23 protein-coding genes are annotated in these 23,787 nt (G+C 72.3%); 16 read left to right on the forward strand and 7 right to left on the reverse strand.

The window, feature by feature from the left end; translation table 11 throughout:
- The first annotated feature begins 271 nt into the window (after nucleotides 1-271).
- From KHC27_RS05500 to KHC27_RS05515, 4 genes are all read left to right on the forward strand, one after another.
- Nucleotides 272-799, forward strand: a complete 528-nt coding sequence (locus KHC27_RS05500; protein WP_213336020.1) for a TlpA disulfide reductase family protein — start codon at nucleotides 272-274, stop codon at nucleotides 797-799.
- The gene (locus KHC27_RS05505) at nucleotides 796-1,935 is read left to right on the forward strand and encodes a transglutaminase-like domain-containing protein (protein ID WP_213336022.1); all 1,140 of its coding nucleotides are present in this window, start codon (nucleotides 796-798) and stop codon (nucleotides 1,933-1,935) included. The genes KHC27_RS05500 and KHC27_RS05505 overlap by 4 nt, the downstream gene beginning before the upstream one ends.
- 81 nt (nucleotides 1,936-2,016) lie before the next feature.
- The gene (selD, locus tag KHC27_RS05510; protein WP_213336024.1) at nucleotides 2,017-3,075 is read left to right on the forward strand and encodes a selenide, water dikinase SelD; all 1,059 of its coding nucleotides are present in this window, start codon (nucleotides 2,017-2,019) and stop codon (nucleotides 3,073-3,075) included.
- A gap of 118 nt (nucleotides 3,076-3,193) precedes the next feature.
- Complete coding sequence (locus KHC27_RS05515) at nucleotides 3,194-5,554, forward strand: Tex family protein (RefSeq protein WP_213336026.1); 2,361 nt, start codon at nucleotides 3,194-3,196, stop codon at nucleotides 5,552-5,554.
- Between the two features lie 87 nt (nucleotides 5,555-5,641).
- Here the strand turns inward: KHC27_RS05515 and KHC27_RS05520 are convergent, their stop codons facing one another.
- Nucleotides 5,642-5,953, reverse strand: a complete 312-nt coding sequence (locus tag KHC27_RS05520) for a hypothetical protein (protein ID WP_213336028.1) — start codon at nucleotides 5,951-5,953, stop codon at nucleotides 5,642-5,644.
- Between the two features lie 207 nt (nucleotides 5,954-6,160).
- Here KHC27_RS05520 and KHC27_RS05525 point away from each other — a divergent pair, with 207 nt between their 5' ends.
- Complete coding sequence (locus tag KHC27_RS05525; RefSeq protein ID WP_213336030.1) at nucleotides 6,161-6,427, forward strand: hypothetical protein; 267 nt, start codon at nucleotides 6,161-6,163, stop codon at nucleotides 6,425-6,427.
- Between the two features lie 182 nt (nucleotides 6,428-6,609).
- Nucleotides 6,610-6,834 (forward strand): con-10 family general stress protein, encoded by a 225-nt coding sequence (locus tag KHC27_RS05530; protein WP_213336032.1) that lies wholly within the window; start codon nucleotides 6,610-6,612, stop codon nucleotides 6,832-6,834.
- Between the two features lie 248 nt (nucleotides 6,835-7,082).
- Here KHC27_RS05530 and KHC27_RS05535 read toward each other — a convergent pair whose 3' ends face one another.
- The 3 genes from KHC27_RS05535 to KHC27_RS05545 form a co-directional block, all read right to left on the reverse strand.
- A complete protein-coding gene (locus KHC27_RS05535; protein ID WP_213336034.1) occupies nucleotides 7,083-7,277 on the reverse strand; it encodes a 4-oxalocrotonate tautomerase in 195 nt (64 codons plus the stop codon).
- Between the two features lie 154 nt (nucleotides 7,278-7,431).
- Nucleotides 7,432-7,647 (reverse strand): hypothetical protein, encoded by a 216-nt coding sequence (locus tag KHC27_RS05540; protein ID WP_213336036.1) that lies wholly within the window; start codon nucleotides 7,645-7,647, stop codon nucleotides 7,432-7,434.
- A 104-nt stretch (nucleotides 7,648-7,751) separates the two neighbouring features.
- The gene (locus KHC27_RS05545) at nucleotides 7,752-9,020 is read right to left on the reverse strand and encodes a DUF763 domain-containing protein (RefSeq protein ID WP_213336038.1); all 1,269 of its coding nucleotides are present in this window, start codon (nucleotides 9,018-9,020) and stop codon (nucleotides 7,752-7,754) included.
- A 167-nt stretch (nucleotides 9,021-9,187) separates the two neighbouring features.
- On the opposite strand from KHC27_RS05545, the gene KHC27_RS05550 reads away from it, so the two are divergent.
- Nucleotides 9,188-9,754 (forward strand): DUF1003 domain-containing protein, encoded by a 567-nt coding sequence (locus KHC27_RS05550; protein ID WP_213336040.1) that lies wholly within the window; start codon nucleotides 9,188-9,190, stop codon nucleotides 9,752-9,754.
- A gap of 385 nt (nucleotides 9,755-10,139) precedes the next feature.
- The gene (locus KHC27_RS05555) at nucleotides 10,140-10,832 is read left to right on the forward strand and encodes a GNAT family N-acetyltransferase (RefSeq protein ID WP_213336042.1); all 693 of its coding nucleotides are present in this window, start codon (nucleotides 10,140-10,142) and stop codon (nucleotides 10,830-10,832) included.
- A gap of 158 nt (nucleotides 10,833-10,990) precedes the next feature.
- On the opposite strand, the gene KHC27_RS05560 is transcribed toward KHC27_RS05555, so the two are convergent.
- Together KHC27_RS05560 and KHC27_RS05565 are read right to left on the reverse strand one after the other, a co-directional pair.
- Nucleotides 10,991-12,043 carry a Gfo/Idh/MocA family protein gene (locus KHC27_RS05560; RefSeq protein WP_213336045.1) on the reverse strand — a complete coding sequence of 351 codons (1,053 nt, stop codon included), beginning with the start codon at nucleotides 12,041-12,043 and terminating at the stop codon, nucleotides 10,991-10,993.
- Nucleotides 12,040-12,996 (reverse strand): MDR/zinc-dependent alcohol dehydrogenase-like family protein, encoded by a 957-nt coding sequence (locus KHC27_RS05565; protein WP_213336080.1) that lies wholly within the window; start codon nucleotides 12,994-12,996, stop codon nucleotides 12,040-12,042. The genes KHC27_RS05560 and KHC27_RS05565 overlap by 4 nt, the downstream gene beginning before the upstream one ends.
- Nucleotides 12,997-13,379: 383 nt before the next feature.
- Between KHC27_RS05565 and KHC27_RS05570 the strand changes: the two genes are divergently transcribed.
- The 8 genes from KHC27_RS05570 to KHC27_RS05605 all read left to right on the forward strand — a co-directional run bounded on the left by KHC27_RS05570 (nucleotide 13,380) and on the right by KHC27_RS05605 (nucleotide 21,556).
- Nucleotides 13,380-13,643: a hypothetical protein gene (locus KHC27_RS05570; RefSeq protein ID WP_213336048.1), complete on the forward strand. Its 264-nt coding sequence runs from the start codon at nucleotides 13,380-13,382 to the stop codon at nucleotides 13,641-13,643.
- Between the two features lie 20 nt (nucleotides 13,644-13,663).
- Nucleotides 13,664-14,764 carry an NAD-dependent epimerase/dehydratase family protein gene (locus KHC27_RS05575; RefSeq protein ID WP_213336050.1) on the forward strand — a complete coding sequence of 367 codons (1,101 nt, stop codon included), beginning with the start codon at nucleotides 13,664-13,666 and terminating at the stop codon, nucleotides 14,762-14,764.
- Nucleotides 14,761-15,861 carry an SDR family NAD(P)-dependent oxidoreductase gene (locus KHC27_RS05580; RefSeq protein ID WP_213336053.1) on the forward strand — a complete coding sequence of 367 codons (1,101 nt, stop codon included), beginning with the start codon at nucleotides 14,761-14,763 and terminating at the stop codon, nucleotides 15,859-15,861. The genes KHC27_RS05575 and KHC27_RS05580 overlap by 4 nt, the downstream gene beginning before the upstream one ends.
- A complete protein-coding gene (locus KHC27_RS05585; RefSeq protein ID WP_213336055.1) occupies nucleotides 15,861-17,006 on the forward strand; it encodes a glycosyltransferase family 4 protein in 1,146 nt (381 codons plus the stop codon). Before KHC27_RS05580 ends, KHC27_RS05585 begins: the two co-directional genes overlap by 1 nt.
- Nucleotides 17,003-18,124: a CgeB family protein gene (locus KHC27_RS05590; protein WP_213336057.1), complete on the forward strand. Its 1,122-nt coding sequence runs from the start codon at nucleotides 17,003-17,005 to the stop codon at nucleotides 18,122-18,124. Before KHC27_RS05585 ends, KHC27_RS05590 begins: the two co-directional genes overlap by 4 nt.
- On the forward strand, nucleotides 18,121-19,215 hold the full coding sequence (locus KHC27_RS05595; RefSeq protein ID WP_213336059.1) for a CgeB family protein: 1,095 nt from the start codon (nucleotides 18,121-18,123) through the stop codon (nucleotides 19,213-19,215). Before KHC27_RS05590 ends, KHC27_RS05595 begins: the two co-directional genes overlap by 4 nt.
- A gap of 38 nt (nucleotides 19,216-19,253) precedes the next feature.
- The gene (locus KHC27_RS05600; protein ID WP_213336083.1) at nucleotides 19,254-20,420 is read left to right on the forward strand and encodes a CgeB family protein; all 1,167 of its coding nucleotides are present in this window, start codon (nucleotides 19,254-19,256) and stop codon (nucleotides 20,418-20,420) included.
- Nucleotides 20,421-20,509: 89 nt separating this feature from the next.
- Complete coding sequence (locus tag KHC27_RS05605) at nucleotides 20,510-21,556, forward strand: UDP-glucuronic acid decarboxylase family protein (RefSeq protein WP_213336087.1); 1,047 nt, start codon at nucleotides 20,510-20,512, stop codon at nucleotides 21,554-21,556.
- Between the two features lie 24 nt (nucleotides 21,557-21,580).
- Here the strand turns inward: KHC27_RS05605 and KHC27_RS05610 are convergent, their stop codons facing one another.
- The gene (locus KHC27_RS05610; RefSeq protein ID WP_213336061.1) at nucleotides 21,581-23,647 is read right to left on the reverse strand and encodes an ATP-binding protein; all 2,067 of its coding nucleotides are present in this window, start codon (nucleotides 23,645-23,647) and stop codon (nucleotides 21,581-21,583) included.
- Nucleotides 23,648-23,787: the final 140 nt, after the last annotated feature.

The raw sequence follows: 23,787 nt of genomic DNA on the forward strand, positions 1-23,787 counted from the left end.
TTTACCTTGCACCGCAGCACACGCGGGCGTGACCGGCGGCAGGATTGACGCGCTCTTCGTCGGGCGATTACAAAAATCTATCGTGATCGCGCTCAAGGCTCCCGCGTGGCGGGGCGTCACCTTTCGACATCGCCCGCGCTGCCGCCTGCGGCGCGCGGAAGAGGGAACGCTGCGCGTGGCGGGAGGCGGGCAGGCGCGACGCGGTCTGCCCCGCTCCTCGTGTGCCGGCCTCGCCACGGTCCTTCTGCTTTCCGCGGGCCTTACAGCGTCCTTGCCCGCCCGCGCCGATGCCGTGCTGGCGCCGCTGCCGGCCGGCGCGCCCGCCCCCGCCCTTGCGCTGCCGGCGCTGCAGGGTGATGTGCAGGCCCCCTTCGGCCGCCAGCCCGTCCTGGTGCACTTTTTCGCGACCTGGTGCGCACCCTGTCGGGAGGAGCTGGCGGCGCTGGACCGGCTGGCGCGCGCCCGCCCGCCGGGCAGTCCGGCAATCCTCGCCATCGATGTCGGCGAGCCGGTGGTGCGGGTGCGCCGCTTCTTCGCCGGGAAACCTCCAGCCTTCCCGGTCCTCATCGACGAAGGCCGCGAGACCATGGCCCTCTGGAAGGTCGAGGTGCTGCCCTCGACCTATCTCGTCGATCCCGGCGGCCGCATCGCCCATGTCGCCACCGGCCCGGTGGCGTGGGACGACGATGCCGCATCCCGCCTGCTCGATGCTCTCGCCGCCGGCAGGCCGGTCGCCTCCACGGCCCTGCCCGAAGCCCCTCCGCCGCCCGATTCCAGCTCATCCGGGAGTGAACCATGACCAGCCGCCGCGATCTGCTCAAAGCCGGAGCCGGCCTTGCCGCCGCCCTCGGCCTTTCCCGTGCTGCCTTCGCCCAGTCCGCCGCCGGTCCCGCGGTGGCGGGCGCCGTGCCCTTCGAGCCGAAGCCGGGGTCGTGGCGGAACTTCCAGGTGGTGACGACGCTGAACGTCGCCGCGCCGCCCGGCGCCGCCGGCCCCGCCCAGGCTTGGGTGCCGCTGCCCTCCTACAGCGCCGACGACTGGTTCCGGCCGGCCGGCAACAGCTGGACCACCAATGCCGCCGCCGCCGAGGTCGTGACCGACCCCGTCTACGGCGCGCAGATGCTGCACCTGACCTGGAAGGACGGGCAGGCGGACCCGACCGTCGCGATCACCTCCCGCTTCGCCACGCGCGACCGCGCCACCGATTTCTCACGCCCCGGCAGCGTCGCGCCGCTCTCCGCCGAGGAGCGCGCCCTGTTCCTGCGCGCCACCGACCTCATTCCCACCGACGGGCTGGTGAAGGAGACCTCCGACCGCATCACCGCGGGCAAGAGCGGGGACCTCGACAAGGCCCGCGCCATCTACGAATGGATGGTGGAGAACACCTATCGCAACGCCGCCACCCGTGGCTGCGGCACCGGCGACATCGCCTCGCTGCTGAAGAGCGGCAATCTCGGTGGCAAATGCGCCGATCTCAACGCGCTCTATGTCGGGCTCGTGCGCGCCGCCGGCATTCCCGCCCGCGACATTTACGGGCTGCGGGTGGCGCCCTCGAAATTCGGCTACAAGAGCCTCGGCGCCAACTCGGAAGTCGTCAGCAAGTCCCAGCACTGCCGTTCGGAAGTGTGGCTGGAGGGCTTCGGCTGGGTCGCCACCGATCCCGCCGACGTGCGCAAGGTCGTGCTGGAGGAGCCGCCCGGGAAGAACGCGCTCGACGACGCCAAGGTCACCGCCGTCCGCGCCGCGCTGTTCGGCGCGTGGGAAGGCAACTGGCTGGCCTATAATGACGGGCACGACATCACCCTGCCCGGCTCCGGCGGCCACAAGCTCGGCTTCCTGATGTACCCGCAGGCGCAGGTGGCGAGCCTGTCGCTCGATTGCCTCGATCCCGACAGCTTCAAATATGTGATCCGGGCGAGCGAGTTCGCGGCCTAGCCGCGCCGGCGGCCGAAAACCGGCTCTGCGCCTTCGCCCGCCGGCCTCCTGCCGCCTTTCCCGCCTGACCGGAGTTCCGCCATGCTCGACACCCCCGCCCCCGCCGCGCTGCGGCTCACAAGCCTCGCCCATGGCGGGGGCTGCGGCTGCAAGCTGTCTCCGGCGGTGCTGCACGACCTCCTGGCGGACCAGCCGACGGCGGGGCCCTTCGCCCGGCTGTTGGTGGGCACCGAGACCGGCGACGACGCCGCCGTCTGGGCGCTGGACGAGGACACCTGCCTGATCGCCACCACGGATTTCTTCATGCCGATGGTGGACGATCCCTTCCAGTTCGGCCGCATCGCCGCGACCAACGCCATTTCCGACGTCTATGCGATGGGAGGCAAGCCATTGCTGGCGCTCGCCATTCTCGGCATGCCGCTCGGCAAGATCCCGGTGGATATGGTCCGCGAGATCCTGAAAGGAGGCGCCAGCATCGCGGCGGAGGCCGGTATTCCGGTGGCGGGCGGGCATTCCATCGATTCGCCCGAGCCGATCTACGGCCTCGCCGTCGTCGGCACCGCGCCGCGCGCCGCCATCCGCCGGAACGCCGGCGCGCGGGCGGGCGACGCGCTGATCCTCACCAAGCCGCTCGGGGTCGGCATCTATTCCGCCGCCTTCAAGAAACAGGCGCTGTCGCCCGCCGCCTATGCCGAGATGATCGCCAGCATGACCCTGCTGAACCGGGTCGGCCCCCGGCTCGGCGGCGAGGCGTCGGTGCACGCGCTCACCGACGTGACCGGCTTCGGCATTCTCGGCCATGGCCTTGAAGTTGCTCGCGGATCGGGCCTCGCCCTCGAGCTGCGGCTCGACGCCCTGCCCCTGCTCGCCGAGGCCGCGGCGCTGGCGGAGGCCGGCTTCGTGACGGGCGCCTCGCACCGCAACTGGGCGAGCTATGGCGCGGCGGTGACCCTGCCCGCCGGCCTGCCGGAGTCCCGGCGCCACCTCCTCACCGACCCGCAGACCTCCGGCGGGCTGCTGGTGGCCTGCGCGCCGGAGGCGGCGGAAGGGCTGCTCGCCGGCATCCGCGTCGAGGGATTTCCCCACGCCGCGATCATCGGCGAGGCGGTGGCGGGCCCGGCGGCGGTGCGGATGGTGTGACCGGTGAGGTGGAGGATGTGTCCATCCACAGTCGCCGACGGCCGAAGCCGGGGCGCCATTGGCAGCGGCGGCGGCGGCGCCTAAATTCCCGCCCCCGCGACGCGCAGACGAGACCGCCATGGCCGCCCCCACCCCCGCCCAGAGCGCCCTGATCGCCCGGCTCATCGCCGGAGAGATCGGCGCCCGTCCCGCCCAGGTCGAGGCCGCGGTCGCGCTCATCGACGAGGGCGCGACCATTCCCTTCATCGCGCGCTACCGCAAGGAGGTCACCGGCGGGCTGGACGACACCCAGCTCCGCACGCTGGACGAGCGCCTCGCCTATCTGCGCGAGCTGGAGGCCCGGCGGGCGGCGGTGCTGGACTCGATCCGCACCCAGGGCAAGCTGACCGACGAGCTCGCGGCCCGCATCGATGCCGTCGCCACCAAGGCGGAGCTGGAGGACATCTACCTCCCCTTCAAGCCGAAGCGCCGCACCCGGGCCGAGATCGCGCGCGAGCGCGGGCTGGGGCCGCTCGCCGCCGCCATCCTCGCCGACCGGGCGACGCCGCCGGCGGAGCTGGCGGCGCCCTTCGTCACCGGCGAGGTGGCCGACCTCAAGACGGCGCTGGACGGTGCCCGCGACATCATCGTCGAGGGTCTTGCCGAAAATGCCGACCTGCTCGGCGCGCTGCGCGCCCACATGCGGGAAAAGGCGATGCTGCGGGCCCGGGTGATCGAGGGCAAGCAGGAGGCGGGGGCCAAGTTCTCCGACTATTTCGACCACGCCGAGCGCTGGGCCGCCGCGCCGAGCCACCGCGTGCTCGCCATGCTGCGCGGGCGCAACGAGGAGGTGCTCGACGTCTCGATCGAGGTCGACGCCGAGGATACCGCCCCGGTGAAGCCGGTGGAGCGGCTGATCGCCGCCGCGGCGCAGATCGCCGCCGACGGGAAGCCCGGCAATGTCTGGCTGATGGAGGTGGCGCGCTGGGCCTGGCGGGTGCGGCTGTCGCTCACCCTCTCGGTCGACCTGATGACGGAGGCGCGGGAGCGGGCCGAGGAGGAGGCGATCCGCGTCTTCGCCCGCAACCTCAAGGACCTGCTGCTGGCCGCCCCCGCCGGCTCGCGCGCCACCATGGGGCTCGACCCCGGCATCCGCACCGGCGTGAAGGTGGCGGTGGTGGACGGCACCGGCAAGCTGCTGGCGACCTCGACCGTCTACCCCTTCCAGCCGAAGAACGACGTGCGCGGCGCCCAGGCCGAGCTCGCCGCCCTCCTCGTGCGGCACAATGTCGAGCTGATCGCCATCGGCAACGGCACCGCCAGCCGCGAGACCGACCGGCTGGTGGCCGACCTGCTCGCCGCCCTGCCGGCGGAGCGGCGGCCGATCAAGGTGGTGGTCAGCGAGGCGGGCGCCTCGGTCTATTCCGCCTCGGAAACCGCCGCCGCCGAATTCCCCGGCCTCGATGTGTCGCTGCGCGGCGCCGTCTCCATCGCCCGCCGGCTGCAGGACCCGCTGGCCGAGCTGGTGAAGATCGACCCCAAGTCGATCGGCGTCGGGCAATATCAGCACGATGTCGACCAGTACCGCCTCGCCCGCTCGCTCGACGCGGTGGTGGAGGATGCGGTGAACGCGGTCGGCGTCGACCTCAACACCGCCTCCGCCTCGCTGCTGGCCCGGGTCTCCGGGCTCGGCGCCTCGCTGGCCGAGGCGATCACCGCCCATCGCGACGCCAACGGCCCCTTCGCCAGCCGCCGGGAGCTGCTGAAGGTCGCCCGGCTCGGCCCGAAGACCTTCGAGCAGTGCGCCGGCTTCCTGCGCATACGCGACGGGCGGGAGCCGCTCGACGCCTCCTCGGTCCACCCCGAGGCCTATGGCGTGGCGGCGAAGATCGTCGCCGCCTGCGGGCGCGACGTGCGGGCGCTGATGGGCGACAGCGCCGCGCTGAAGGCGCTGGACCCCCGGGTCTTCGTCGACGAGAAATTCGGCCTGCCCACCGTGCGCGACATCATCGCCGAGCTGGAGAAGCCCGGCCGCGACCCGCGCCCGGAATTCCGCACCGCGACCTTCAACGACGAGGTCCACGACATCAAGCAGCTCAAGCCCGGCATGCTGCTGGAAGGCACCGTCACCAATGTCGCGGCGTTCGGCGCCTTCGTCGACATCGGGGTGCACCAGGACGGGCTGGTGCACGTCTCCCAGCTCGCCGACCGCTTCATCAAGGACGCCCATGAGGTGGTGAAGGCCGGCGACGTGGTGAAGGTGCGGGTGCTGGAGGTGGATGTGCCGCGCAAGCGCATCAGCCTCACCATGCGCAGGGACGCCCCCGCCGCCGGCCGGCCCACCGACAAGGCGGCGCGCGGCGGGGCCGACACGGCCTCCCGCGAAGGCGCGCGGCCGGACTCTCGAGGACCCCGCACCCCGCCGGGCGGCGGCCGCAGCGCCGAGCCCTCGGGCGCGCTGGCCGCGGCCCTCGCCGCCGCCATGAAGCGGGGAAAATAGGGCGCCTCGCCCGGCCATTGAAAACGGCGCGAAAAAGCCCGGCCTGTGCGGCCGGGCTCGCCTCATCGCGGACGGAAGGCGCCGGGCTCAGCGCCCGTCGTCATCGTCGTCGTCGTTGGGAATGTCGAGATCGGGCTCGTCCGGCCGGGTGTCGAACAGCATGGCGTCGGCGCGGGCGATGTCGGCCACCGCCTCGCCCTCGCCCTCCGGCACGTCCTGCTCCTCGGTGATGGCCTCGGCCTCGTCCATGTCGGACGCCTCGACATCGTCGTCGTCGATTTCGCCGGCGGGCGGCCGGGCCGGGCTGGTGACGGCGGTCGGGCGATCCTCGAGCACCGCGTCGACATTGGCGGGATCGATGACGACCGGGTTCTGGTCGAGCGTGCGGGGGTCGCGCATGTCAGTCCTCCCAGGGAATGGGCCGGGCCGGAGAGCGGCCGGGCCTTCGCGTATCGGGCGGATAAGCAGGCAGGGGCCGGGTTCGTTCCCGCCCCCGGGGCGTGCGTCAGACGTTGCGGAATGCAGCGGAACCGGCGGAACCGAACGACGGATTGCGGCGTTTTCCCGGCATGCAACCCCGCCATCGCGGAGCAACCGGAGGTTACCATGACCCGTGGTCTCATCAGCGCGGCGATCGCCGCCGCCATTCTCACCTTCACCGTCCCGACCGCCCATGCCGACCCGCAGGGCCCGCGCAACCAGCGCTACAACGCGGACCAGGACACCCGCCGCGCCCAGGTGCTGGAGCATGAAAAGATGCGCCGCAAGCAGGTCCGCCAGAACGCGAACCGCCCGGTCTACCAGCCGCTGTTCCACAATCTCTACCAGGGCCACAATTCCCCGGTGCAGCGGACCAAGCGCGCCTTCAACTGACGCCCGCGCCGGACGGTCCGCGACGTCCGCAAACCGGCGCCACCGGCAGACCCGGTGGCGCCGGTTTCGTGTATGCCCCGGCGCGCCGAGTGACGAGCCGGGTGTTTTACCGGGGAACAGCCCGCGGCCGGCGAGGTTGTCCCCTCGGGGATGCACGGAGGCAGCACAGAGGAGACCTGACCATGGCTGACAACACCCAGCATCGTGGCGGTTCCGGGAACGTCGCCGAGGATCGCGAGCGCGCCAGCGAGGCGGGCCGCAAGGGCGGCCAGCACGCCCATGGCAGCCACCAGCAGAACCAGGCCGGCGGCGACCACCGCCAGCAGGGCGGCTCGGGCAACCCCGGCAACGCCGCCAATGACCCCGAGCGGGTCAGCGAGGCCGGCCGCAAGAGCGGCCAGCACTAGCAATTCCGACCGGGCGTGGCCGGCGCAGCGCGCCGGCCCGTTCCCATCGCGTCCGGCAGGGGCAAGGGTGACGGTTCACCGGCCCGAACCCCGGCCGACAGGGTCATAAGGCCCCGCCTTCACGCCCCGGCGCCGCCCCGCGCCGGGGCTTTTTCATGGTTTGATTCCGCAGCGGCACCCTGGCGCCCGAAGCGGGCACGCACCTCCTCAATGGCCTTTCGCCTCGCGGTCGTTCACGTGACCGCCGCTCACTCCGGCGCCGGATCGCTCAGCAGGCGGCCGCCGACCGCCCAGCTTTCCTTCGAGACCGGAATGAAGATGATCTCCACATCGCCGGGGTCGCAGGCGAGGATGCGGACGCTCTCGCGGGTGATGGCGTCGGCAAACTGCCGCTTCTGTTCGAGGGTGCGGCCTTCCAGTAGTTCTACGCGGATCATCGGCATGGGTGGTTTCCCGGCTCGAGCGAAGGGCGGGCGCGCGGCGGCGCCCCGCGCCGGTATCACCGATCGGGGCGCCGCCGTCGAGAGGGTTCGGCCGCGCCCCGGCCGGGTGGCGCGGACGCGTCGGGCGCGGAAAGCGGGAAACGCGGGAAACGCGTCAGGCGCGTGGGGCGGCGGGCGCGCCGAGCTCGTCCCGCGCCTTGCGGCGGTAGCGCTCGCGGTCCTCGGCGTTCAGGAACTCGGGCGGCTGCGACATCGGCGCATCGACCGAGGCCGCGTCCCAGAAGCGGTTGTCGGGGTGGAGGCCGGTGCGCTTGTCGGCCTCGAAGGTGCGCAGGGCGAGCGCTTCCACATGTTCGCGGGTGGCGGTCATAGGTGGCTCCGGTTGAGGGCGGGAACGGCGGTCGGGCCGCCGGCTGTCGCAGGGTGAACCGGTGGCCGGGCCTCCGGTTCCGGCTCCGCCGGGCGAATACCGGCTCAGGCGCCGGGCTCCGCCTCCCAGCCGAACACGCTGCGCCCGCCATAGCCGGCGGAGAGCCGGCGCTCATCGGCCACGATCTCGTCCCAGCTCCGCCCGCCGGCGAGGCCCTCGACGCGACGCGCCTCGCGGTCCAGCCGCTGCAGCGCCGCCAGTTCCTCCTCGCGCCCGAGCCGGGCCCGCGCCACGGCGGCGCCCATCACCCGGATGGTCTCGTCATAGACCTTCAGCGGCACCGGAAAGGGGTGGCGGTCCTTGCCGCCATGGGCATAGGAGAACCGGGCGGGGTCGGTGAAGCGGCAGGGCGCGCCGTGCACCACCTCCGCCACCAGGGCGAGCGCCTCCACCGTGCGGGCGCCGACGCCGGGCACCAGCAGCAGGTCGGCGAAATCCGCCGGCCCGCGCTCGGCGGCGGCGGTGAGCGCGGCGTGGAGCCGGCGCGGGACGATGTCCTCGGCGCGCACCTCATGGTGCGCCGGCATGACGAGGTGCGGCAGCAGCATCTGGGCGGGCGCCTCGGCCTCCGCCTCGGCCTCCGGCCGGGCGGCCGGCTCCGCCTGCCGGGCGAGCCCGGCCCATTCGCGGGCGATGCGGTCCGGCCCCAACGACGCCAGCAGGTCGAGCTGGCCCTGGCGCGAGCGCGCGGCGCGGCGGTCGGCGAGGTTCACGATGGTGCCGCGCGCCGGCCCCTCTATGCCGCTGTGGGGGTCGTCGAGGAAGCTCGCCAGCCCCTCGGAGCGCCAGTGGTAGCGGCGGGCCTGGCGCCGCGCCTCGTTCATGCCCTGCTGCACCACGACCCACTTGCCGTCGTCGGCGACGATGAAGCCGTGGAGATAGAGATCGAACCCGTCCTGCACCGCGGCGCTGTCGACCTTGGCGACCAGCCGGCTGGCCTGCGCCAGCGCCGCGCCGTCGATCCCGACCCGCGCGCCCACCGCCGCCAGCTCGTCCGGGGTGCGGCGGGAATGGCGGCCGCGCCCGCCGCAGACATGCAGCCCCAGCTCATGCGCGCGGGGCGCCAGCCCCCGCTTCAGCGCGCCGACCACGCTGGTGGTGATGCCGGAGGAATGCCAGTCCATCCCCATCACCGCGCCGAAGCTCTGGAACCAGAACGGGCTGGCGAGCCGGCGCAGGAATTCGTCGCGGCCGTAATGGAGGAGGATGGCCTCGGTGATGACCGCGCCGAGCCGCGACATCCGCTCGCCGAGCCACGCCGGCACGCGGCCGCCATGCAGCGGCAGGTCGGCGCTTCCGGAGCGGTTGGCCATGGCGGGACTCCCAGCGGGATCGGGCCGGCATCCTAGAGCCGGCGCCGGGGGAATCAATCCGGCCGGCCAAGGGCGCCGAAACCCCGAGGGCAGGAAACCCCGGGGACAGGAAACCCACGGGGTTGCGGCGCGTTGGGCTGCACCGCTCGGAACGGACTCCCCCCGCCATGGCCACCCGCCTCGCCCGCGACACCACCGCCACGCCGCAGCCCGCCGATCTCGCCGGCGTGCTGGCGCGCAACGTCCGGGCGCTGACCGATCGCGACCGGGAGCAGCAGGCGAAGGCCGCGCTCAGCGTGCGCATCGCCGACAGGGTCACCGCCTTCACCGGCAGCATGCTGTTCGTGGCCGTCCACCTCGCCATCCTCGCGGCGTGGATCGTGCTCAACAGCGGGCTGGCGCCGGAGCGGCTGCGCTTCGACCCCAGCTTCATCATTCTCGCCACCAGCGCCTCGGTGGAGGCGATCTTCCTCTCCACCTTCGTGCTGATCAGCCAGAACCGCGCCATGGAGGCCTCGCGCCGGCAGGCCGAGCTCGACCTGCAGATCAACCTCCTGACCGAGCACGAGCTGACCCGGCTCATCGGCCTCGTCGTCGCCATCGCCTCGCGGCTGGACGTGGAAGCGGCGCAGGATCCCGCGCTCGGCGAATTGCTGAAGCATGTCGCGCCCGAGAAGGTGCTGGACCACATCGCGCGGGAAACGGGCGAGGGACGGGAGAGCGGCGGCCGCTAGGGTCGAAACCCTATCACGGACGCACTTCCCGCGCGCCGATCCGGGAAGTTCCCCGGTTGGAAAGGCTCCACCATGGCGGGACGTTGCTCCGGTTGTCGGATGAAAGGGGATGCTCGAGCCGCCCTTGCCGAGGGATCAGCCGCGCGCGCGCCGGGTCGATGGTCCAGGTGATCGGACATCGTGCACAGGCTCACATGCGGCGACCGCCGGCGCCCGAAAGAAGTTCGCGCGAAAGATGTTCGGCCGCGTCAGGGACGTCCGCCGCATCGCCACGCGAAACGACAGGCTCGCCCGCAGCGATGCCTCGGCGGCGGCCATTGCCACCGTTAGCGCCCTCTGGTGCTAATGACCTCGGGATGCTTCACTCCCTTCCGCAGAGGTCTCGATGTCACATTTCCCGGATCGCTGGCCGTCGCCCGAGCGACAGTCCATCGAAGGGCGGTACTGCCGCCTGGAGCCGCTCGATCCCGCCCTCCATGGCGACGGATTGTTCGATGTCGTCTCCGGCCCCGAAGCCGACCGCCTGCATCGCTGGCTGCCTGACCCCGTGCCGGGCTCCCGATCCGAATTCGACGACTGGCTCGTGTCGAGAGCGGCCTCGACCGACCCGATATTCTACGCGGTGATCGACGTGGCCACGGGTCGCGTCGAAGGCCGGCAAAGCCTCATGGATATCAGCACCGCATATGGCAGTGCCGAGATCGGGCACATCCTGTGGGGCCCGCGGATCGCCGGCACGCGGGTCGCCACGGAGGCGTTCTTCCTCATGGCGGATTACGTGTTCGGGCTCGGCTACCGTCGCTACCAGTGGCGCTGCAACGCCCGAAATAGCCCCTCGCGACGCGCGGCCGAGCGTTTCGGCTACACCCATGAGGGCATCTTCCGCCAGCACATGGTGGTGAAGGGTGAGAGCCGGGATACAGCGTGGTACTCGATCCTTGACGAGGAATGGCCCCGTCATCGCGCGGCATATGAGCGTTGGCTTCGACCCGACAACTTCGATGGCGAGGGCCGCCAAAAGGCCCGGCTCAACGAACTGCGGCAGGATTCTGTGCCCACCACGTCCGTCAACGACTGAGTCGAGACCCTGGCCGGCCCGGCCGCGCCACGCCGGGCCGGGCCGACGACGACCCACCCGCACCCGCCGGGATCGCGCGCGACGAGCGGCGGGCGCGGCAGGCCGGCGGGCGCGTTCTCTGGCGTCCCTTGGGGCGCGTGCCCGTGCGGGTGCGAGGCCTAGCCCCGCCAGTAGAGGCGATCCAGCACATCCGCCACCGCGACCAGCTCCTCGGCCTCCGGCGCGAAGCGCTCGCCGGCCGCCAGCCGGCGCACCCACGCCGCCGCGGCGCGGCCGCCCCAGGGCTCGCGCCCGCCGGGCGGCGGCGCGGTGAGGGTCCGGCGCGCGGTGCGCTCGAAGCGTTCGGCGGTGAAATCGTAGAAGGAGCCGCCGACATTGCGGAAGGCGGCGCCCCCGGCGGTGCCGTAGACCTCGGCGGCGATCACCGCGTCCTGGCCGGCGTGCAGCCACCATGAGGCGGCGAGGCGCACCACGGTGCCCCCGGCAAGGGTGAGGGTGGCGACGGCGTGGTCCTCCACCTGCCGGTCGGGATCGGCCAGCGGCTCGCCGCCAGCGGAGAGATGGGCCTCGACCCGCTCGACCCTGGGAAAATCGAGCAGCCACAGCGCGAGGTCGATAAGGTGGATGCCGAGGTCCATCATCGCCCCGCCGCCCGCCAGCGCGGGGTCGTGGAACCACGGCTTGTCCGGGCCATAGGCGTTGTGGAAGGTGAAGTCGATGGCGTGGATGCGGCCGAGCCCGCCGCCCGCCACCTCGCGGCGCAGCGCCGCCATGCCTTCGGTGAAGCGGTAGGAGAAATCGACCCCGAGCAGCCGGTCGGCCCGGCGCGCCGCCGCCACCACGGCGCGGGTCTCCTCGCCCGTGCGCCCCAGCGGCTTCTGGCAGAACACCGCGACGCCCGCCGCCAGCGCCGCGAGGCACTGTTCGGCGTGCAGCGCCGAGGGGGTGGCGATCACCACGCCGTCGAGATCGTGCCGCAGCAGGGCGTCGAGCGTCTCCGCCCGCTCCGCCCCGGGAGCCGCCTCGGCCGCGCGCGCCACCATCTCGGGATTGGCGTCGGCAAGGGCGGCGATGTCGGCAAGGCCGGTGGCGTGGATCGCCTGCAGGCGGTCGAGCCCGATCCAGCCGACGCCGAGGAAGCCGAGGCGGGGCCGGCGCAGCGCCGGCACGGCCACGGAACGCGCCTCGCGCATGGGGATGGCCGCGCTCATGAGAACCGGATCGCCGCTTTGAGGAAACCGTCCGGCCGGTCGCGCGTGGCGTCGAGCGCGGCGCCGAGCTGTTCCAGCGCGAAGGAATGCGTCACCAGACGCCGGGGGTCGATCCGCCCGGCCTCGACCTGCGCCACCGCCTCCCGCATGCCGGCGAGATAGATGGCGGGGTCGCGCTCATGGGCGTTGATGACATCGAGCCCGCGCCAGTTCCACAGCCACATGTTCACCTGCCGCGGCCCGTCCTGATGATAGCCGGCGATGACGAGCCGGCCGCGCTCGCCGGTCAGCTCGCCGGCGAGATCGAGCGGCCACGGCTTGCCCACCGCCTCGATCACCCGCTCGCAGAACCGCCCCTCGGTGAGGTCCTTCACCGCCGCGATGATGGCGCCGTGATCCTCCATCGCCAGCACCTCGGCCGCGCCCATCTCGCGGGCGAGCTGCCGGGCATAGGGCCGGCGGGCAATGGCGATCACCCGGGCGCCGGCGTCGCTGGCGAGCCGGGTGAGCACCGCGCCGAGGAAGCCGATGCCGACGATGGCGACGGTCTGGCCCGGCTCGATGGCGCTGCGGCGGAAGATGTTCATGGCGCAGCCCAGCGGCTCGCCGGGAAACGGCATGCCGTCCAGCGCGGGCGGCAGCGGCACCAGGGCGTCGGCCGCCGCGACGTCATAGGCGGCATAGGACCGGAAGGAGAGCGCGGCGACGCGGGTACCCGGCGCGGGAGCGGTCACCCCTTCGCCCACCGCGTCGACCACGCCCCAGCCCTCATGGCCGAGATCGCCCGGCGGGGTGGGAAAGTTCATCCACGCCGGCCCCGACCACGGCACGAGGTTGGAGGCACAGACGCCGCAGCCCTCGAGGCGGATGCGCACCTGCCCCGGTCCCGGCTCGGGGCGCGGCACCGCCGCCAGCTCGACCCGGCCGGGGCCGGTGAGGATCGCCGCGGGCATGCTCGCTGCCGTCGTGGCGGGGTTGAGGCGGACATTGGTGTTCACGTGGATCGTTCCCCCTGCTCACACGGATGTGGGACGCCAACGTGGCAGCGGGCGCGAGGTTCCGGCCCCGGGCGGCGGGCGGCGGGCGGCGGGCGGGAGCCTCACGCCCCGCCGCCCGAAGACCCTGTCCTCCCGGCCGTGCGAATACCACCGGGAACGCGTGTCATCCGGAAGAACGACTGCAAAATGGAAATGAACGCCCCGGCAATCAAATGCTATGCCGCAGATGAAAATGCTACCGCTCTGTCACGAATACTTGCTCATGACAGAGGTAGATACGGAACCTTCTTTGTAGCTGCTGGTTCGCTTTTGCACCGAGACGAGCAGCGGAGCGCCTCATGTCCCATGCCAGCACGACCACCGACCATGACGCGATCCGGCGCTGGGCCGAGGAGCGCGGCGGGCGTCCCTCCCGCGTCAAGGAGACCGGCGCGGGCGACGCCGGCATCCTGCGGCTCGACTTCGGCGACCGGGACGAGGGGCTGGAAGAGATTTCCTGGGACGAGTTCTTCGAAACCTTCGAGCGCAGCAAGCTGGCCCTTCTCCACGGCGAGGAGAAGGACAGCCGGTTCAACAAGCTCGTCCACCGCAGCGCCAACTGATCCCCCGCACTGGAGAGCCGATGTCGATCGTACTCATCACCGGTGGCGCCGGCTTCATCGGCAGCCACGTCGCCTCCGCCTTGCTCGCCCGCGGCCATGAGGTGCGGGTGCTCGACAGCCTGATCGAGCAGGTGCACGGCGGCAGCCGGCCCGCCCGGCTGGCGCCCGAGGCCGACTTCATCGCCGGCGACATTCGCGATGCCGACACCGTGGCCCGCGCGCTGCGGGGCGTCGACAAGGTGGTGCACCTCGCCGCCGAGGTGGGCGTCGGCCAGTCCATGTACGCCATCGAGCGCTATGTCTCGGTCAACGAGCTTGGCACCGCGGTGCTGTTCCAGCAGCTCATCGAGCGGCCGGTTCAGCGGGTGGTCACCGCCTCCTCCATGAGCATCTATGGCGAAGGGCTGTACCGCCGGAGCGACGGCGGGCTGGCGGAAAGCGTGGAGCGCATCGAGGCCCGCCCCGGCGCCTGGGACCCGCGCGACGCCGACGGCGCGGCGCTGGTGCCCGTCGCGACCCCGGAGTGGAAGCGCCCGGCGCTCGCCTCGGTCTACGCGCTGGGCAAATACGCGCAGGAGCGGCTCACCCTCACCGTCTGCGGCGCCTACGGCATGGAAGGCGTCGCGCTGCGGCTGTTCAACGTCTACGGCCCCGGCCAGGCCCTCTCCAACCCCTATACCGGCGTGCTCGCCATCTTCGCCTCGCGCCTGCTGAACAGGCGCCCGCCGCTGGTGTTCGAGGACGGCGCGCAGCGCCGCGACTTCGTTCACGTCAGCGATGTCGCCGAGGCCTTCGCGGTGGCGCTGGAGCATGAGAAGGCGCCGGGGCAGGTGTTCAACATCGGCAGCGGCGAGCACCGCACCATCAGCGAGGTCGGCACCCTGCTGGCGCAGGCGATGGGCAGCCCCCTCATGCCCGAGATCACCGGCAAGACCCGCTCCGGCGACATCCGGCACTGCTTCGCCGACATCTCCCGGGCCGAGCGCGAACTCGGCTTCCGCCCGCGGCAGGATTTCGCCGCCGGCCTCGCCGAGCTGGCCGAATGGGTGGCGCGGCAGGAAGCGGTGGACCGGGCGGACGAGGCCCGCCGCGAACTCGAAGCGCGGGGGCTGGTGGCATGAGCGCGGACGGCTCCGCCTTTCCCCGCTCGCTCCGGCCGGTGCTGGTCACCGGCGGCGCGGGCTTCATCGGCAGCAACCTCGCCGACCGGCTGGCGCGCGAGGGCCACGAGGTGCGGCTGCTGGATTCGCTCGCCCGCCCCGGGGTCGAGCGCAACGCGGCCTGGCTCGAAGCCCGCCACCCCGGCCGGGTGACGCTGATCGAGGCCGATATTCGCGACGAAGCCGCCGTCGCGGCGGCGGTGGCGGAGGTGCAGGCGGTGTTCCACCTCGCCGCCCAGGTGGCGGTGACCAGCAGCCTCGCCGATCCGCGCGCGGATTTCGGCGTCAATCTCGCCGGCACCGTCACCCTGCTGGAAGCGGTGCGCGCGCGCAGCCCCGAGGCGCCGGTGATCTTCGCCAGCACCAACAAGGTCTATGGCGATCTCGGCGATCTCGCCCTCAGCGACATCGAGGGCGCCTGGAAGCCCACGGACGAGATCCTGCGGGCCCGGGGCATCGCCGAGGACGGGCCGCTCGACTTCCACACCCCCTATGGCTGCTCCAAGGGCGCGGCCGACCAGTATGTGCTGGACTATGCCCGCTCCTTCGGGCTGCAGGCCTGCGTGATGCGGATGAGCTGCATCTATGGCGCGCGCCAGTTCGGCACCGAGGACCAGGGCTGGGTGGCGCATTTCCTCATCCGCGCGCTCGAGGGCGCGCCCATCGCCATCTTCGGCGACGGCCGGCAGGTGCGCGACATCCTGTATGTCGACGACGCGGTGGAGGCCTATCTGCGGGCCTGGCGGCGGATCGACCGGGTGAGCGGGCGGCCGCTCAATCTCGGCGGCGGCCCGGCCAATGCGGTGAGCCTGCTGCAGCTTCTCGGTCATGTCGAGGCGCTGACCGGCCGGCCCGCCGAGGTCACCTTCCACGACTGGCGCGCCGGCGACCAGCTCTATTACGTCTCCGACACCCGCCGCGCCCTGCGCGAGCTGGAGCTGCCGATCCCGGTGGGCTGGCGCACCGGCGTCGGCCGGCTGGCGGACTGGCTGGTCGCGGAGGGGATCGGCGCCGCCGTCCGGCAGGATGCGGCGCTGCGGCTTTCGGGCGTGCTGTGATGGAAGGCCTCGCCCTCGCCGACCCGCGCGCCCGCGCGCCCCGCCCCGGCCGCGGCTTCCACCTTCTCCTCACCGCCGATGCGGTGGGCGGGGTGTTCCAGCATGCGGTGGACCTCGCCCGCGGGCTCGCCGCCCGCGGCGTCACCACGACGCTGGCCCTGCTTGGCCCGGCCCCGCAGCCGGCCCAGCGCGCCAGCGCCGCCGAGGTGCCGGGCCTTGCCCTGGTGGAGACCGGCCTGCCGCTCGACTGGCTGGCCGACGGGCCCGAACCGCTCGCCGCCGCCGCCCGCGCGCTGGCGGCGCTGGCGGTCCGCCACGACGTCGACATCGTTCATCTCAATTCCCCACCGCTCGCCCTCGCGCCCTATCCGGTGCCGGTGGTGGTGGGGGTGCATTCCTGCCTCGCGAGCTGGTGGCGGGCGGTGAAGCAGGGGCCGGCGCCCGAGGATTTCGCCTGGCGCACCCGGCTCACCGGCGAGGCCATCGCCACCGCCGACGCCGTGGTCTGCCCCAGCCACAGCTTCGCCGACACCCTCGCCGCGCTCTATGGCCGCCGTCCCGACGTCGTGTGGAACGGGCGCACCCTGCCCGAGCCGGTGGACGCGGCGGTGCCGCCCGACCATGTCGTCGCCACTGGCCGGTTGTGGGACGCCGGCAAGGACATCGCCACGCTGGCGCTGGCGGCCGGGCTCACCCGGCTGCCGGTCGCGGTGGCGGGCCCGCTGCGCGGGCCCAATGGCGCGGCGGTCGACACCGGCGCATTGCGCGTGCTCGGCTCGCGCAGCGAGGCCGAGGTGCGCGCCGTGCTGGCACACCGGCCGATCTTCGCCTCCACCGCGCTCTACGAGCCGTTCGGGCTCGGCGTGCTGGAGGCGGCGCAGGCCGGCTGCGCGCTGGTGCTCTCCGACATCCCGACCTTCCGGGAATTATGGGGCGGCGCCGCGCTGTTCGTGCCGCCGCGCCGGCCGGAAGCCTTTGCCCGCGCCTTCGACGAGCTGGACGCCGAGCCCTCGCGCCGGGCCGCGCTCGGCGAGGCCGCCCGCGAGCGCGCGGCACGCTACGGCGTGGAGCCGATGGCCGCGGCCATGGCCGCCCTCTATCGGCGGCTGCTGTTTCCCGCCACCGCGGACGAGGAGGCGGCATGAAGCTGGTCTATTTCACCCATTCGCTGCGCTCCTGCTGGAATCACGGCAACGCCCACTTTCTGCGCGGCGTGCTGCGGGAGCTGCTCCGCCTCGGCCACGAGGTGGTGGCGCTGGAACCGGAAAACGGCTGGAGCCTCGCCAACCTGTTCGCGGACCACGGCGCCGACGGGCTGATAGCATTCCGCACCGCCTATCCCGACCTCGCCCCGCAGAGCTACACGCCCGGCAGCGATGTCGCGGCGCTGGTCGAGGGCGCCGACGTCGTCATCGCGCATGAATGGAACGAACCCGCGCTGGTCGCCGCGCTCGGCCGCCTGCGCCGCGAAGGCGCGCGGTTCCGCCTGCTGTTCCACGACACCCACCACCGCGCGGTCAGCGATCCCGACGCGATCCGGGCGTTCGATCTCGACGGCTATGACGGGGTGCTCGCCTTCGGCGCCTCGCTCGCCGAGGTCTATCGCCGCTGGGGCTGGGGCGAGCGGGTTTTCGTCTGGCACGAGGCCGCCGACCTCACCCTGTTCCACCCCCCGGCTGACCCGGTCGACGAGCCCGCCCGCCGTGAGGGGCTGGTGTGGATCGGCAATTGGGGCGATGGCGAGCGCACCGCGGAGATCGAGCGCTTCCTGCTGCGCCCGGCGCGGCAGGCCGGCCTCGCACTGGACATCCACGGCGTGCGCTACCCGCCGGAAGCGCTGGCGCTGCTCGCGCGCTACGGCGCGACCTATCGCGGCTGGTTGCCCAATGCCCGCGCGCCCCGGATCTTCGCCCAGCATCTCGCCACGGTGCACGTGCCGCGGCGCTACTACGCGTCCATTCTGCCGGGCATTCCCACCATCCGGGTCTTCGAGGCGCTCGCCTGCGGCATTCCGCTGGTATCGGCACCGTGGGAGGACAGCGAGGGGCTGTTCACCCCGGGCGAGGACTACCTCGTCGCCCGCAGCGGCGCGGCGATGACGCGACATCTGCGCGCCGTGAAGGAAGACGGCGCGCTGCGCGCCCGGCTCGCCGCCCACGGCCTCGCCACCATCCGCGCCCGGCATGGCTGCGCCCACCGCGCCGGGGAGCTTCTGTCCATCATCGCCCGGCTTGGCCGCGAGGGCGTGGAGGCCGCCGCATGAACATCGCCTTCTACGGGTCCAGCCTGCTGTCCTCCTACTGGAACGGCGCCGCCACCTATTATCGCGGCCTGCTGAGCGACCTCGCCCGGCGGGGCCACGCCATCACCTTCTACGAGCCGGATGCGTTCGACCGGCAGCAGCACCGCGACATCGAGCCGCCGGACTGGGCCCGGGTGGTGGTGTGGCCGGCCACCGAGGACGCCGCCCGCCGGGTGGCGGCGGAGGCCGCCCGCGCCGATGTGGTGGTGAAGGCGAGCGGGGTCGGCGTGTTCGACGACCTGCTGCTGGAAGGCGTGGTCGCCGCCTCGCGGCCGGACGCCATCCGCATCTTCTGGGATGTCGATGCCCCCGCCACGCTGGCGGAGATCCGCCCGGCACCGGACCACCCGCTGCGCCGTGCCCTGCCCGCGCTCGATCTGGTGCTGACCTATGGGGGCGGCCCACCGGTGATCGGGGCCTATGAGGGTCTCGGCGCCCGCGCCTGCATCCCGGTCTATAACGGGCTCGATCCGGCGACCCACCACCCGGTCCCGCCCGATCCGCGCTTTTCCTGCGACCTCGCCTTTCTCGGCAACCGCCTGCCCGACCGCGAGGAACGGGTGACGCAGTTCTTCCTCATGCCGGCCGCCCGGCTGCGGGAACGCCGCTTCCTCATCGGCGGCAATGGCTGGGGCGACCGGGCGATGCCGCCCAACGTCACCGCGCTCGGCCACGTCTACACGCGCGAGCACAATGCCTTCAACGCCACGCCCCGCGCCGTGCTGAACATCGCGCGCGACAGCATGGCGGCGACCGGCTTTTCCCCCGCCACCCGCGTCTTCGAGGCTGCCGGGGCCGGCGCCTGCCTCATCACCGATGCCTGGGAGGGCATCGAGCTGTTCCTCGAACCGGAGCGGGAGGTGCTGGTGGCCCGCGACGGCATGGACGTCGCCGCCCATCTCGACGCGCTCACCCCGGAGCGGGCCCGCGACATCGGCGCGGCGGCGCTGAAGCGGGTGCTGGCGGAGCACACCTATGCCCGCCGCGGCGCGCAGGTCGACGCCATCCTCGCCGGGGCGGCCGCCCTGAAACGGGAAAGGAGGCTGGCATGACCGCGCGCACGAGCACCCCGCACCTGGGCGCGCCGCCCATGGCCGCGCCCGCGGGCGGCCGGCTTTCCATCGTCGTCCTCGGCCTCAGCCTCTCCTCGTCCTGGGGCAATGGCCACGCCACCACCTGGCGGGCCCTGCTGAAGGCCCTTGCCGGGCGCGGCCACGACATCCTGTTCCTGGAGCGGGACCGGCCGTGGTACGCCGAGCACCGCGACCTGCCGACGCCCGACTTCTGCACCCTGCGGCTCTATGACGAGGTCGAGGACCTCGCCGTCCATGCCGGCGCGATCGCCGGGGCCGACCTCGTGATCGTTGGCTCGTTCGTGCCGGACGGCATCGCCGTCGGCCGCTTCGTGCAGGAACAGGCAAGCGGCCTCACCGCCTTCTACGACATCGACACGCCGGTGACGCTGGCACGGCTGGAGCGGGAAGCGGGCGAGTATGTCTCCGCCGACCTCATTCCCGGCTTCGACCTCTATCTCTCCTTCACCGGCGGCCCTACTCTGGAGCGGCTGATGCGGGATTTCGGCGCCCCCGCCGCGCGCGCTCTCTACTGCTCGGTCGATGAGAAGGTGTACCGGCCCCTCGATGCCGCGGCCCGCGGCGCCACCACCTATGATCTCGGCTATCTCGGCACCTATTCGGCCGACCGCCAGCCGACGCTGGAGGCGCTGCTGATCGAGCCGGCGCGACGGCGGCCGGACCTCTCCTTCGTGGTGGCGGGGCCGCTCTATCCCCCCGACCTCGCCTGGCCGGCCAATGTGGCGCGCATCGACCACCTGCCGCCGGACCGCCACCCCGCCTTCTACAATGCCTGCCGCTTCACCCTCAACGTGACGCGGGCGGACATGATCCGCGCCGGGCACAGCCCGAGCGTGCGGCTGTTCGAGGCCGCCGCCTGCGGCACCCCGATCGTCTCCGACATCTGGGCCGGGCTGGACACGCTGTTCCGCCCCGGCCGCGAAATCCTGCTCGCGCAGGGAACGGAGGATGTGCTGGCGGCGCTCGACCTGACGGAGGAAGCCCGCCGCCGGCTCGGCGCGGCCGGCCGCGGCCGCATTCTCGAAAGCCACACCGCCGCGCACCGCGCGGCCGAACTCGAACGCCACGTGGCGGAGGCCGGGGAAGCGCGCCGGCACGGCCGGGTGCGCGCCGCCGCCGGCCGCGCCGCGCCGGACACACAGGACAGGGGGATCGCGCCGTGAGCCACGACCAGAACCAGAACCACACGCCGCCCCCCGCCACGGCCAGCCCGGAACCGAAGGCGGCCGCCGACCGCAAGGCCCGCAGAACCATCGACGCCTCGTCCCACCGCACCGCGCTGCTCGCCGGCGGCGCCGGCTTCATCGGCTCCCATCTCGCCGACGCGCTGCTGGCGCGCGGCTTCCGCGTCATCTGCCTCGACAATCTGCAGACCGGCCGGCTGGACAATCTCCGGCACCTCGAACGCGAGCCGAACTTCACCTTCGTCGAAGCCGACATCATCGAGGCGCCGCCGGCGAAGCTTGCGGGGGCCGGGCCGGCGCCGACCCATGTGTTCAACCTCGCCTGCGCCGCCTCGCCGCCGCACTACCAGGCCGATCCCGAGCACACGCTGCTGACCTGCGTGCTCGGCACCCGCAACCTGCTGCACCTCGCCCAGGCGAGCGGCGCGCGCTTCCTGCAGGCCTCGACCAGCGAGATCTATGGCGACCCGCAGGTGCACCCGCAGGACGAGAGCTACTGGGGCAACGTCAACCCGACCGGCCCCCGCGCCTGCTACGACGAGGGCAAGCGCGCGGCGGAAACGCTCACCTTCGACTTCCTGCGCGCCCGCCGGGTCGATGCCCGCATCGCCCGCATCTTCAACACCTATGGCCCGCGCATGCGGGCCGATGACGGCCGCGTGGTCTCCAACGTCGTCACCCAGGCGCTCGCCGGCGACGACATCACGATCTATGGCAGTGGCGAGCAGACCCGCTCCTTCTGCTATGTCGACGACCTCGTCGAGGGTCTGCTGCGGCTGATGCTGCACGAGGGGACGCTGCCGAGCGCGGTCAATCTCGGCAACCCGGCCGAGCTGATGGTGCGCGAACTGGTCGACCGGGTGGTGGCGCTGACCGGCACGCGCTCCGCCGTCACCTATCATCCGCTGCCCGTCGACGATCCCCGCCGCCGCCGGCCCGACATCGCGCTGGCGCGGAGGCTTCTCGGGTGGGAACCGCGGGTGGCGCTCGATGTCGGCCTCGCCCGCACGGTGGAGCACTTCGCGGCGGAGGCGGAACGCGCGGCGGCGGCCGAGGCGCGGATCGGGCACAACCGGCGGGGCGGCGAGCGCGAGGAGCGTGTCTGCGGGCCGTGAATCCGACCGGCGCGCGGGCACGCCTCACGCCACCTCCCGCTGCGCCTCCGCCTCGGCGTGGGCCGGCAGGGTGATGGTGAACACCGCCCCGGTGCCGTCATTGGCCACGGTGAGCGTGCCGCCATGGTCGCGCACGATGCCGAAGCTGACGGAGAGCCCGAGGCCGGTGCCCTTGCCGGCCGGCTTGGTGGTGAAGAAGGGTTGGAACACCTTCGCCAGCACCTTTTCGGGAATGCCGCCGCCATTGTCGCGGACGACGATGCGGATGGACGGCGGGTGGTCGGGCGGCGACTGCCGCTTGCAGGAGAGCCAGACCTCCGGCTGGAAGCCGGGATCGCTTTCCTGGCGGGAGCGCAGCGCGTCGCGCGCGTTCAGCAGCAGGTTGATCAGCACCTGTTCGAGCTGGTCCTCGCGGCAGAGCACGTTGAGATGTTCCGGCGGATCGATGTCGGTGTGGAGCTGGATGCCCTCGATGCGCAGATCGGCGCCGATGACCTGCAGCACCCCGCTGATCGCGTTCGCCGCCGAGGCGGCCTCGGGCCGCAGCGTGCTGCGCCGGCCGAAGATGCGCATGTGGTCGATGATGCCCTTCATCCGCTCCACCTGCCGGATGATGCGGCCGATCTTGTCCTCCACCACCTGGGTCGGCTGACCCTTGGCCAGAGCGGTCTGGACATTGGCGGCGGCGAGCCGGATCACGCCGAGCGGCTGGTTGATCTCGTGCGCCAGCCCCGTCACCAGCTCGCCGAGCGCCGCCATCTTCGACATCTGGTAGAGCTGGTTCTCCTCGAACCGCTTGGCGGTCTGGTCGACGGCGAAGACGACGATGGCGTCGGGAGCGGCGTCCTCGTCCTGGCCGTCCTCCGCCGCCACGTGGACGATGCGCCCCACCACCATCTGCACCTCGAACTCCTCGCCGTCGCGGGCGAAATGCTCGACGATGACCGGCGGGGCATCCGAGGCGCGGGCGCGGGCGAGGAATTCGGGACTGCGCACCCGCTCCTCCACCAGCGAGCCGAGCGGCTCCTTCAGCCCGCTGCCGATCCGCGTGGTCTCGCTGCCCACCACCGAAATGACGTCGATGCCGGGCACCTGGCTGATCGCCCGCAGCACCCGCGCCTCACGCCGGCGGGCATCGGCCTGCGCCTCCCGACGCTGCAGCCGGCGTTCCAGCCGGGCGAAGCGCAGGGCGAGCGCGCCGATCACGAACAGCGTCAGCGTCGCCGTCGAGGCGAGGATGATGCTGGAGAGCCGGAACTCGCGAGACTGGTTCAGCACCTCGGCGCGGTCCGCCGCCACCACCACCATGAAGGGATAGCGCTGCGAGCGGATGTAGTAGCCGACGCGGGAAACCCCTGTGGCCGGGTCGCTCGCGTCATAGACGCCCTCGCCGCCGGTGAGGCCGGCATAGCCCGGCACGATGTCCGCGCCGGCGATCGGCACGGCGTGCTCCTCCGGCGTAACACTGGCGCGAACCACCCCGTCGGTGCCGATCAAGGCGATCAGCCCCTGCCCCTCGGGACGCAGGCGCCGGTAGAAATCGATGAAGTCCGATATCTGGTAGGACGCGACCACAATGCCTTCCAGCTCGTTCTGCTGGGAGCGGATGGCCTTCGAGAACTGGATGGACCACGCCCCCGTGATCCGCCCCTTCACCGGCTTGCTGAGAAAGATGCCTTCCGGTGGCTCGCGATCCAACCCGTCGCTTCCCCTGCGGCGGTCGAGATGCACGCGGATATGCTCGCGGTCGGTGAGATCGAAGGGCTTGCCGGGCGCCTGGATGTTGCTGGTGATGAACGCCCCGGCGGCGGAGACGAAGGAAATCTGGATCACCGAGGCCGGCAGGCGGGCGTCGCGCAGCCGCGCATAGGTCTGCTCGGCCGCGTCACCCCCGCGAATGTCGCCGAACGACGTGAGGAAGGTGTCGATCGATTCCACCGTCCGCTCGAAATTGGACAGCAGGACGAGAGCGATGCGACGCGACGCGCTGACGGATTCCTCGACCTCGTGGCGCTCGTGGAAGCGGATCGAGATCACCGCCACGGACACCGGTACCGCGCAGGCCAGAAGCATCAGAACCGCCAGCAGCATCCATTTGGACGCCCGCGGCCAAGGCCCGATGAAAAACCGGCGCCTGCGCTCTTCCGCGAGGCGGGCGGCTGCGGGATTTTCGACTGCGAAGGGCACCACGGTTTCTCGGTCAACAGAGGAATGTATGCACAACAATGGCA

It is taken from the genome of Ancylobacter lacus, assembly GCF_018390635.1.
Classification (GTDB): Bacteria; Pseudomonadota; Alphaproteobacteria; order Rhizobiales; family Xanthobacteraceae; genus Ancylobacter; species Ancylobacter lacus.

Coding starts and splice junctions, on each gene's coding strand:
- KHC27_RS05560 (WP_213336045.1), bottom strand. CDS start 12,043: ATGAGCGCGGCCATCCCCATGCGCGAGGCGCGTTCCGTGGCCGTGCCG.
- KHC27_RS05515 (WP_213336026.1), top strand. CDS start 3,194: ATGGCCGCCCCCACCCCCGCCCAGAGCGCCCTGATCGCCCGGCTCATC.
- KHC27_RS05590 (WP_213336057.1), top strand. CDS start 17,003: ATGAAGCTGGTCTATTTCACCCATTCGCTGCGCTCCTGCTGGAATCAC.
- KHC27_RS05600 (WP_213336083.1), top strand. CDS start 19,254: ATGGCCGCGCCCGCGGGCGGCCGGCTTTCCATCGTCGTCCTCGGCCTC.
- KHC27_RS05575 (WP_213336050.1), top strand. CDS start 13,664: ATGTCGATCGTACTCATCACCGGTGGCGCCGGCTTCATCGGCAGCCAC.
- KHC27_RS05550 (WP_213336040.1), top strand. CDS start 9,188: ATGGCCACCCGCCTCGCCCGCGACACCACCGCCACGCCGCAGCCCGCC.
- KHC27_RS05505 (WP_213336022.1), top strand. CDS start 796: ATGACCAGCCGCCGCGATCTGCTCAAAGCCGGAGCCGGCCTTGCCGCC.
- KHC27_RS05545 (WP_213336038.1), bottom strand. CDS start 9,020: ATGGCCAACCGCTCCGGAAGCGCCGACCTGCCGCTGCATGGCGGCCGC.
- KHC27_RS05535 (WP_213336034.1), bottom strand. CDS start 7,277: ATGCCGATGATCCGCGTAGAACTACTGGAAGGCCGCACCCTCGAACAG.
- KHC27_RS05540 (WP_213336036.1), bottom strand. CDS start 7,647: ATGACCGCCACCCGCGAACATGTGGAAGCGCTCGCCCTGCGCACCTTC.
- KHC27_RS05525 (WP_213336030.1), top strand. CDS start 6,161: ATGACCCGTGGTCTCATCAGCGCGGCGATCGCCGCCGCCATTCTCACC.
- KHC27_RS05585 (WP_213336055.1), top strand. CDS start 15,861: ATGGAAGGCCTCGCCCTCGCCGACCCGCGCGCCCGCGCGCCCCGCCCC.
- KHC27_RS05570 (WP_213336048.1), top strand. CDS start 13,380: ATGTCCCATGCCAGCACGACCACCGACCATGACGCGATCCGGCGCTGG.
- KHC27_RS05580 (WP_213336053.1), top strand. CDS start 14,761: ATGAGCGCGGACGGCTCCGCCTTTCCCCGCTCGCTCCGGCCGGTGCTG.
- KHC27_RS05610 (WP_213336061.1), bottom strand. CDS start 23,647: ATGCTGCTGGCGGTTCTGATGCTTCTGGCCTGCGCGGTACCGGTGTCC.
- KHC27_RS05595 (WP_213336059.1), top strand. CDS start 18,121: ATGAACATCGCCTTCTACGGGTCCAGCCTGCTGTCCTCCTACTGGAAC.
- KHC27_RS05555 (WP_213336042.1), top strand. CDS start 10,140: ATGTCACATTTCCCGGATCGCTGGCCGTCGCCCGAGCGACAGTCCATC.
- selD (WP_213336024.1), top strand. CDS start 2,017: ATGCTCGACACCCCCGCCCCCGCCGCGCTGCGGCTCACAAGCCTCGCC.
- KHC27_RS05530 (WP_213336032.1), top strand. CDS start 6,610: ATGGCTGACAACACCCAGCATCGTGGCGGTTCCGGGAACGTCGCCGAG.
- KHC27_RS05520 (WP_213336028.1), bottom strand. CDS start 5,953: ATGCGCGACCCCCGCACGCTCGACCAGAACCCGGTCGTCATCGATCCC.
- KHC27_RS05565 (WP_213336080.1), bottom strand. CDS start 12,996: ATGCCCGCGGCGATCCTCACCGGCCCCGGCCGGGTCGAGCTGGCGGCG.